Below are 9,005 nucleotides of genomic sequence, written 5' to 3'. Positions count from 1 at the left end.
CCTGAACCCGAGCCGGAGCCTGAACCCGAGCCGGAGCCTGAACCCGAGCCGGAGCCTGAACCCGAGCCGGAGCCTGAACCCGAGCCGGAGCCTGAACCCGAGCCGGAGCCTGAACCCGAGCCGGAGCCTGAACCCGAGCCGGAGCCTGAACCTGAACCCGAGCCGGAGCCAGTTCCGCCGCCAGCACCTACTCGGCCCAAGGCTGAACCGGTTGATATGCGGCCTGTGTTCCAGCGCGTGATCCGCGAAACCGGTCCGATCAGCCTTGCGCGCTATATGGGCGAGAGCAATGCGAAATATTACGCTGCACGCGATCCCTTGGGCGATGAAGGCGATTTCATCACCGCGCCTGAGATTACGCAGATGTTCGGTGAGCTCATCGGGCTATGGCTAGCTGACATCTGGGTGCGCGCGGGAAGTCCGGAAAAGGTCCATTATGTCGAGCTTGGTCCCGGACGAGGCACGCTCACGCTAGATGCGATGCGCACCGCTAACCGCTACGGGTTGGATCCGGAGATCCACTTTGTCGAAGCCTCCGAAGCCTTGCGCGAAATCCAGCGTCAGGCGATCCCGGGCGTGCAGCATCACGATGACATCACCAGCGTGCCGGAAGATGCGCCGATGCTGCTGGTTGCAAACGAGTTCTTTGACGCGCTGCCCGTGCATCAATTGCTTCGCTCTGCGCAGAACTGGCATGAGCGGATGGTCGGTCTTGATGAGAATGATCGTTTTGTTTTTGTTGCTGGCGATCAACCGATGGATGATATTGTTCCGCCAAGCTGGCGCAATGCGCGGCAAGGCACGATGATCGAGACGAGCCCTGCGGCAGCAGCCATCATGAGCGAGATTTCGGATCGGCTGATTGCGCAAGGCGGGGCTGCACTCATTATCGATTATGGACCGCGCGAGCTAGCGTCGGGCTCCACGCTGCAAGCGCTTCAGAAGCATACCAAGATAGATCCCTTCGATGCGCCCGGCCTTTCCGACCTTACCGCGCATGTCGATTTCGAGATGCTGGGTCAGGTCGCAGAGCGTCAGGGCGCGAAAGTCATGGGTCTCACCATGCAAGGCGAATGGCTGAACGAGCTGGGCATTCAGACGCGCACCGAAGCTTTGCAGCGGCGTCATCCGGACAAGCAAGATCTGATTGCGCGTCAACGCCAGCGGCTTGTCGCCGATGATCAGATGGGCCTGCTGTTCAAAGTGCTTGGCGTCAGCTCGCCGGAATGGCCGGACGGCGTCGGCTTCGATATCTGATCTAGGGCGCTTCTAGACCGATCCGATCCGTCAGCATTTGAGCCGCAGCACGGGGAGTGAGCTTGTCCTCTTCACGATCGACGGCGAAATTGGCTTCGCGCATGGCTTCGACATCAATCGCACCGATGAGAGGCTGCAGGACGGCGACAATCGCTGCGTCATCTGCGCGTGACGGCGCAAGCAGCATCACGGCATCATAGTTTGGAAATGCGCCTTCAGGGTCTGCGAGAATGCGCAGATTGTCCGCGGCAATTCGTCCGTCCGAGGTATAGGCGCTGATGACATCGGCTTCTCCGGATTTGAGCGCGTTATACATGAAGGTCGGCGCAAAATTGCGGTTCTCGCCGAAGTTCAAGCCGTAGGCATCACGTACTGCGATCCATTCTGGCCGCTCGAAGAATTCGGGGTCTCCCCCAATGGTGAGGCCGGGAGCCGCTGCCACAAGGTCTGCGATGCTCTCAAAGCCTCGCTCGGCCGCGACTTCTTCGCGCATCGCGAGGCCGTAGGCGTTTTCAAACCCCATCCGGCCCAGCACGCGAGTACCGCTCGTCTCGCTTTCCCATTGTTCTATTTCTGCCAGCATCTGATCGCGCGGTGGGTTGTCGTTGCGCTTCATCTGATTGGTCCAGATGGTTCCGGTGTAGTCGACAAGGATATCGATATCGCTACTTGCAACCGCGCTATGCGCAACCGCAGAGCCGAGCCCGTCGCGATATTCCACGAGGTAGCCTGCATCCTCAAGCCGCTGACCGATAAGCCGCGAGAGGATATATTGCTCGGAAAAACCCTTCGCGCCGATGAGAATGCGATCATCGTCACCGCGCTCACCGAACTGCACCCACAGCGCTGCCCCAATGCCCAGCGCGACGGCGAGCAATCCGCTCGACCAAAGCGCTTTGCGCCGCGTTGCCAGTCCTTTCTCAATCAGTCCGAGCAATGCATCGGCAATCAAAGCCAGCCCTGCGCTCGCGAAACAGCCTGCCAGCACCAGCGCCCAATTCTGCGTCTGAAGGCCTGCGAAAATCGGGTCGCCCAGGCTTTTCTGACCAATGGTCGTTGCAAGTGTTGCTGCGCCAATCGTCCACACGGCAGCGGTGCGGATACCGGCCATGACAAAAGGCGCAGAGAGCGGCGCTTCGACAAGCTTCAGCTTCTGCCACCTGGTCATACCAACCCCGTCTGCAGCTTCGAGGACGCCGGGATCGAGATTAGCCTGCGCAGTCACCGCATTGCGCAGGATTGGTAGCAAGGCATAGAGCGCAAGCGCAAGCAACGCAGGCAGGAACCCGAGTGTTGGTAAGCCTTCTCCAAACACCGCTCGAAGTGACAGCAGGATCGGGAAAAACAGCGCGAGCAATGCCAAGGCAGGGATTGTCTGCACGAGACTAGCAAAGCCCAGAGTTACCCGCGCGACGGCTTGCGAACGCGAGGCCCATACCGCGAGAGGCAAGGCGACGACAATGCCAAGCGCGATAGCGGAAGCTGCGAGCAGGACATGCGCAGCAAGCTGATCGCCAAGCCGGCTTAGCGCTGTGAGGAACGCGCTCATGCGCTCGCTCCCTTTTCCATCGCGGAAAGCTTGTCCGCTTGTTCGCGCGGGACAGCGACAAGGCTTTGCGCAATGTCTCCGCCGTTGCCTTGCAGCAGCGCGTGAGGCGTTTCGTCCGCGACGATCTCGCCTGCATCCATGACCAGCACGCGGTCTGCGAGCAGAAGCGCTTCAGCCATGTCGTGTGTGACCATGATTGTTGTGAGGCCAAGCTGGTCGTGAAGCTTCCTGACGCGCTCACCCAAGGCATCGCGTGTGATCGGGTCGAGCGCGCCAAAGGGTTCATCCATCAACAAGACTTGCGGGCTTCCCGCGAGCGCACGGGCGACCCCGACGCGTTGGCGTTGGCCGCCGGACAATTCATCAGGCAGGCGGCTCGCCATGTCTGGTTCGAGCTCCACCAGTTCGAGCAGTTCCGCAATTCGCGCAGGCTCCAGACGTTCGCCTGCCAGGCGCGGGCCGATTGCGATATTTTCTGCAACGCTCATGTGAGGGAAGAGGCCAATTCCCTGAAAAACATAGCCAATGCGCCGTCGCAGGGCTGGCGGCGGGAGCGATGACACGTCCTCACCATCCAGCAGGACACGGCCATTGCTAGGCTCGATCAGCGCGTTGATGGTCTTCAGTAATGTCGATTTGCCTGAGCCTGAAGCGCCTACCATCGCCACAAAGCTGCCATTCGCGATCGATTCAGAGATCTCCTTTACAGCCTGCACATCGCCAAAATTGCGAGAGACAGCGTCGAAAGTGATCATGTTAGGCGTGGCAGCGATAAGGATTACTCTTGCAAATGCGCTTTCGAAACAGTGATGGTGCACGAAAAACCGCTCGGATCCCAATCACGAGTGAATTTTCCGCCAAGCTGATTTTCAATCGTTGTCTTAAGCAGTCTTGTGCCAAAGCCTTCGCTCGATGGCTCGCTGACTTCGGGTCCACCAGTTTCCTTCCAAGTAAGCATCAAGAGATCGCCTTGCTCTTCAACATGCACACTTACGCTACCATCAGGAGCGGACAGCGCGCCGTATTTGGTCGCATTGGTCCCGAGCTCGTGGATCACAAGTGCGAGCGGTGTCGCGCTGCGCGGTCCGATCTGAATGGAGGCACCACTCAGTTTGACAGCATCGGGCCGCGTCTTGCTGTAAGGTGCGAGCAAAATCTCCAGCAAGCCCAGCAATTGCTGCTCGTCTTGCGGACGGACGGGCATTACGAAATCTTGCGCTTGCGCGAGTGCACGGATGGCTTGGTCCATCTCTTGCGAAAACTCAGCAAGTTCCGGTTTTCCGCGCGTGCGCAGGGTCAGCAGGCTGGAAATGATCGAGAAGACATTCTTGATCCGATGGGCCAATTCGCGCGCCAGTAAATCGCGTGCTTCGGATTCGCGATAGGTGTCATCGATGTCAGTGATCGTCCCGAACCAGCGAACGATTTCGCCTTTGCCGTCGCGAACCGGCAGGCCCCGCGTCAGCACCCAGCGATAGTTGCCGTCCGCATGTTTCAACCGGTATTCGGTTTCGTAAGCCTCACCGGTCTCGCGCGCGGTTTCCCACGTCGAGTGCCAACGTGCATGGTCTTGGGGATGGAAATATTGATCCCAGCCATCCTCAGGTCGCGCATCGACACCGATAAACTCGTACCAGCGCGCATTGAAGTAATCGAAGCGACCATCGGGATCGGTTGACCAGGCAATGTCGGGGATGCTGTCAGCCAGCATACGGAAGCGGGCTTCGCTTTCCGCGATTGCGGTTTCTGCTGCGATCCCTTCACGGCGCGACTGGAGAAAGCGCATCACCGCGCTCGCCAACACTTCCAGCCCTTCGCGTTCTAGAGCGCCCAATGGTTCGCTGCGTGGTTCGCGATCGAACACACACAGCGCCCCAAGCGGTGCGCCTTCTTCAGAGATCAACGGCGCGCCTATGTAGTAGCGCAAATGCATGTCGCCAGTGACGGTCGCAAACCCGTCAAAACGGTCATCGTGCGATGCATCGAGCACTTCCATCAGCTGGCCGCCAAGCATGGTATGCGCGCAAAAGCTGGTTGAGCGCGGGGTCTCTGTGTCGTTCAGACCCTCGCGCGCGAGAAAACGTTGCCGGGCCTCTTCCACCAAACTGACCGTCGCCATCGGCGCTTTGCACAGATGCGCAGCGAAGCGCGTAATCCGATTGAGTTCTTCATCGGCTGCGAAATCGTCCAGCCCGAACCCGGAAATGACACGCAGACGCTCGTTCTCGCCGCACAAAGCGGCGTCCGGATCAGCGCCTTTCGGCCAGGGTTTATGGGCATCAAATGTCATTGCTTGAGCTCGCGCCACGCCCCTTGCACGTTTTGCCGCTTCACTCAAATGCGCTTTCAGAACACAGCGCGAAAATGGTTTCGGATGTTACCAGATTGGGTTGCACCGACGTCTCACACTGATAAGGGTTGGTGAAGAGGAACGGAGACTCATCCCACAATGCGTGCAACCCCTGATTTTGATTTCCAGCTTGGCGAAAGTGCGGAGATGATCCGCGAAAGCGTGAGCCGTTTTGCAGATGAGCAGATCATGCCATTGGCGGAAAAAGTAGACCGTGAAGACTGGTTTCCGCGCGATCTGTGGCCAGCCATGGGCGAGCTTGGTCTGCATGGCATAACGGTTGAGGAAGAAGATGGCGGTCTCGGCCTCGGCTATCTCGAACATGTCATCGCGGTTGAAGAAGTCAGCCGCGCGAGCGCTTCGGTCGGGCTTTCCTACGGCGCGCATTCGAACCTGTGCCTCAACCAGATCCGCCGCTGGGGCAATGACGAGCAGAAGGCGAAGTACCTGCCCGGCCTTATCTCGGGCGAGCATGTCGGATCGCTCGCCATGTCCGAAGCGGGCGCCGGTTCGGACGTCGTCTCGATGAAGCTGAAGGCCGAAGAAGTGCAGGGTGGCTATATCCTCAACGGCACGAAATTCTGGATCACCAATGCGACCTATGCCGACACGCTGGTGGTTTACGGCAAGACCGATGGTCATGCAGGAAGTCGCGGCATTACCGCTTTCCTGATCGAGAAGGACGATGAAGGCTTCTCGATCGGCCAGAAGATCGAGAAAGTCGGCATGCGCGGTTCGCCGACTGCAGAGCTGGTGTTTGACGACTGCCACATTCCGGAAGACCGCGTGATGGGTCCTGTCAATGGCGGGGTCGGTGTTTTGATGAGCGGGCTCGATTATGAACGAGTGGTGCTCGCTGGGCTTCAGCTCGGGATCATGCAGGCCTGCCTCGACACGGTCATTCCTTACCTTCGTGAACGCAAGCAATTTGGCAAACCGATCGGAAGTTTCCAGCTGATGCAGGCCAAGGTCGCGGACATGTATGTCGCGCTGCAATCAGCGCGTGCGTACACCTATGCTGTCGCGAAAGCTTGCGATGCGGGAGAGACCACACGTTTCGATGCGGCAGGCGTGATCCTGCTTTCGTCCGAAAACGCATTCCGCGTGGCGGCAGAGTCAGTGCAGGCGCTGGGCGGGGCGGGCTACACGCTCGATTGGCCGGTGGAGCGCTATATGCGCGATGCCAAGCTGCTCGATATCGGCGCAGGGACGAACGAGATCAGGCGGATGCTGATCGGGCGTGAGTTGATAGGGGCGGCAGGGTGAGCCTCATTCTCCTCCGCGTCTTTGGAGGTGGCCTTGGTCTCTCGCTGATGATCGGTGAGGTGATCCGCAGTTGGGGTGTCGGCCGCCCAATAATGTTCGTGCTTGATGATTTTTTTTGGGGCGGCTTGCTCTTGCTTGGAGCCATCTTGATGGCGAAACCCACGCGCCTTCGCTGGGGCGTGTTCGTTGCTGGTTGGGCTAGCTGCGCCGGAATGCTGTACGGCAGCTTTTTTGGCAAAGTGTTTGACCCTGCGTCGGCCAATGCGGGCAATATGGAACTCGGTTTCCTGACCGCCATAATTGGCCTTGCGTTCTTCGTTTCGCTGATCGGCCTGTTCTTCACATTAATTTGGAAAGGCGGCGAATGACCGCACCTGTTCTCACTTCAAAGCTCGACCGCGAGGATCCGCAAGCCAAAGCGCGGTTTGCGCATAACAAGGCGCTTGCCGACGATCTGCGCGCCGAGGTTGCCAAGGCAGCGCTTGGCGGGCCTGAGAAGCATCGCGAGCGGCACGTCTCGCGCGGCAAACTTCTCCCCCGTGAGCGCGTAGAGCGCTTGCTCGATCCGGGGTCGCCCTTCCTCGAAGTTGGTCAGCTCGCCGCCAATGGCATGTATGAAGGCGATGTCTCGGGTGCTTCGATGATTTGCGGCGTGGGCCGGGTCTCAGGCCGTCAGGTAATGATCGTTTGCAACGACCCCACAGTAAAGGGCGGTTCCTACTACCCGATGACGGTGAAGAAGCATTTGCGCGCTCAAGAGATTGCGCAGGAAAACCGTCTTCCGTGTATCTACCTGGTCGATAGCGGCGGCGCGAACTTGCCCTACCAGGCCGAGGTTTTCCCGGATCGCGATCACTTTGGGCGCATCTTCTTCAATCAAGCCAATATGAGCGCACTCGGGATACCGCAGATCGCATGTGTGATGGGCAGCTGCACGGCGGGCGGTGCTTATGTGCCTGCAATGTCCGACGAGACCGTCATCGTGCGCAATCAAGGCACGATCTTCCTGGCTGGCCCACCGCTGGTGAAGGCTGCGACAGGCGAAGAAATTTCTGCCGAGGACCTTGGTGGCGGCGACCTGCACGCGAAGAAATCAGGCGTGGTTGACCATCTGGCTGAGAATGACGAACATGCGCTCACCATCGTACGCGACATCGTCTCACAGCTGGGCGCGAACACCGGTGCAGTCTCGGATATCGCGCTGAAAGACCCGCGCCCGCCCAAATTCGATGCGGATGAGCTCTACGCGCTCGTGCCGGAGGATGTGCGTGCGCCCTATGACGTCAAAGAGGTCATCGCGCGGCTGGTCGACGGCAGCGAGTTTCACGAATTCAAGCAGCATTTCGGTTCCACGCTGGTCTGCGGCTTCGCGCATATATGGGGGATGCCGGTCGCGATCCTTGCGAATAATGGCGTGCTGTTTTCTGAAAGCGCGCAAAAGGGTGCGCACTTTATCGAGCTCGCCTGCCAGCGCCGCATCCCGCTGCTGTTCCTGCAGAATATCTCCGGCTTCATGGTCGGCGGCAAGTACGAGGCGGAAGGTATCGCCAAGCATGGGGCGAAGCTCGTCACCGCCGTCGCCACCGCGACCGTGCCTAAGGTCACCGTGGTGATCGGCGGCAGCTTTGGCGCAGGCAATTACGGCATGTGCGGACGCGCCTATTCGCCGCGCTTCCTGTTCACCTGGCCCAATGCCCGCATTTCCGTGATGGGCGGCGAGCAGGCCGCGAGCGTGCTCGCGACCGTCCACCGCGATGCCGATAGTTGGACAGAAGAGCAGGCAGAAGAGTTCAAGGCTCCGATCCGCCAGAAGTACGAGGACGAAGGCAACCCTTACTACGCCACTGCGCGGCTATGGGATGACGGGGTGATCGACCCGGTGCAGACCCGCGATGTATTGGGCCTTGCTCTTGCAGCGACGCTTGAAGCACCAATTCCAGAGAAACCCCAATTCGGCGTATTCCGGATGTAATGGACAGGACTGCTCCCTCTCAAACAAGTGGTGTCCGTGGGTTTTTCACTCTCGTTTTTCTGTTGTTCGTTTGCATAATCATTACGCATTGGCTGCATGAGATTGGCCATGCGGTGACAGCCGTCAGTTTCGGTTATGAAGTGCGACTCTCATCTAACAGCGTGACGCCGATGAACGGGCCCTATGCAAGCGATCTCCATCGCAATTTGATCTCGATCGCTGGGCCTGTTGTGACTCTGCTCATTGCGCTTGCGGCATTCCTTGGGAGAGCGCGGTTCGGGTATCTGGCACCGTTGATCCTGTGGAATACGATGACAATGCGGGTGATGGCATCGCTTGCAAGTCTCAATCTGCCTAACGATGAAGCGCGTGTGAGCCGTGACCTCGGCCTTGGCACGTGGACGTTACCGATCATCGTATGCGCAATTATGCTGACGCTCTTCGTGATCGCCGCGCGCGAGCGAGGCCTGAGCAAAATGTGGTATCTCGCCGCATGGGTTGGAATGTCGTTCGGCTATGGCGTGGTGGTCTTCGGTCAGAAATGGCTTCCCAGCTTCATCTTGTGAAACCCTATCGCTTTCGCGTGCGTAACTGCTAAGCCGTTCCAAAAA

The 9,005-nt window shown here is 58.9% G+C and carries 8 protein-coding genes; 5 read left to right on the top strand and 3 right to left on the bottom strand.

The window, feature by feature from the left end:
- The first annotated feature begins 216 nt into the window (after positions 1 to 216).
- Positions 217 to 1,257, top strand: a complete 1,041-nt coding sequence (locus HUO12_RS09780) for a class I SAM-dependent methyltransferase (protein WP_232367497.1) — start codon at positions 217 to 219, stop codon at positions 1,255 to 1,257.
- Position 1,258: 1 nt separating this feature from the next.
- Here HUO12_RS09780 and HUO12_RS09775 read toward each other — a convergent pair whose 3' ends face one another.
- The 3 genes from HUO12_RS09775 to HUO12_RS09765 are packed head-to-tail and all read right to left on the bottom strand — an operon-like array spanning position 1,259 to position 5,096.
- A complete protein-coding gene (locus HUO12_RS09775) occupies positions 1,259 to 2,806 on the bottom strand; it encodes an ABC transporter permease/substrate-binding protein (protein ID WP_176273374.1) in 1,548 nt (515 codons plus the stop codon).
- Complete coding sequence (locus HUO12_RS09770) at positions 2,803 to 3,561, bottom strand: ATP-binding cassette domain-containing protein (protein WP_176273373.1); 759 nt, start codon at positions 3,559 to 3,561, stop codon at positions 2,803 to 2,805. The genes HUO12_RS09775 and HUO12_RS09770 overlap by 4 nt, the downstream gene beginning before the upstream one ends.
- A gap of 23 nt (positions 3,562 to 3,584) precedes the next feature.
- Positions 3,585 to 5,096, bottom strand: a complete 1,512-nt coding sequence (locus tag HUO12_RS09765) for a sensor histidine kinase (RefSeq protein WP_176273372.1) — start codon at positions 5,094 to 5,096, stop codon at positions 3,585 to 3,587.
- Positions 5,097 to 5,255: 159 nt separating this feature from the next.
- On the opposite strand from HUO12_RS09765, the gene HUO12_RS09760 reads away from it, so the two are divergent.
- The 4 genes from HUO12_RS09760 (at position 5,256) to HUO12_RS09745 (ending at position 8,960) form a co-directional block, all read left to right on the top strand.
- A complete protein-coding gene (locus HUO12_RS09760; RefSeq protein WP_176273371.1) occupies positions 5,256 to 6,422 on the top strand; it encodes an isovaleryl-CoA dehydrogenase in 1,167 nt (388 codons plus the stop codon).
- The gene (locus HUO12_RS09755) at positions 6,419 to 6,790 is read left to right on the top strand and encodes a hypothetical protein (protein WP_176273370.1); all 372 of its coding nucleotides are present in this window, start codon (positions 6,419 to 6,421) and stop codon (positions 6,788 to 6,790) included. Before HUO12_RS09760 ends, HUO12_RS09755 begins: the two co-directional genes overlap by 4 nt.
- A complete protein-coding gene (locus HUO12_RS09750) occupies positions 6,787 to 8,394 on the top strand; it encodes a carboxyl transferase domain-containing protein (protein ID WP_176273369.1) in 1,608 nt (535 codons plus the stop codon). Before HUO12_RS09755 ends, HUO12_RS09750 begins: the two co-directional genes overlap by 4 nt.
- Positions 8,395 to 8,456: 62 nt before the next feature.
- Complete coding sequence (locus tag HUO12_RS09745) at positions 8,457 to 8,960, top strand: zinc metalloprotease (protein ID WP_176273368.1); 504 nt, start codon at positions 8,457 to 8,459, stop codon at positions 8,958 to 8,960.
- Positions 8,961 to 9,005: the final 45 nt, after the last annotated feature.

The organism is Altererythrobacter lutimaris, assembly GCF_013371495.1.
In the GTDB taxonomy this organism is placed as follows: domain Bacteria; phylum Pseudomonadota; class Alphaproteobacteria; order Sphingomonadales; family Sphingomonadaceae; genus Erythrobacter; species Erythrobacter lutimaris_A.
Note: the sequence above shows the minus strand (reverse complement) of the source record. Positions and strands in the feature narration are given on the sequence as shown.

Excerpts from the sequence above, each read along its gene's own strand:
- HUO12_RS09760 (WP_176273371.1), top strand. The coding sequence starts at position 5,256 with ATGCGTGCAACCCCTGATTTTGATTTCCAGCTTGGCGAAAGTGCGGAG.
- HUO12_RS09750 (WP_176273369.1), top strand. The coding sequence starts at position 6,787 with ATGACCGCACCTGTTCTCACTTCAAAGCTCGACCGCGAGGATCCGCAA.
- HUO12_RS09770 (WP_176273373.1), bottom strand. The coding sequence starts at position 3,561 with ATGATCACTTTCGACGCTGTCTCTCGCAATTTTGGCGATGTGCAGGCT.
- HUO12_RS09765 (WP_176273372.1), bottom strand. The coding sequence starts at position 5,096 with ATGACATTTGATGCCCATAAACCCTGGCCGAAAGGCGCTGATCCGGAC.
- HUO12_RS09775 (WP_176273374.1), bottom strand. The coding sequence starts at position 2,806 with ATGAGCGCGTTCCTCACAGCGCTAAGCCGGCTTGGCGATCAGCTTGCT.
- HUO12_RS09780 (WP_232367497.1), top strand. The coding sequence starts at position 217 with ATGCGGCCTGTGTTCCAGCGCGTGATCCGCGAAACCGGTCCGATCAGC.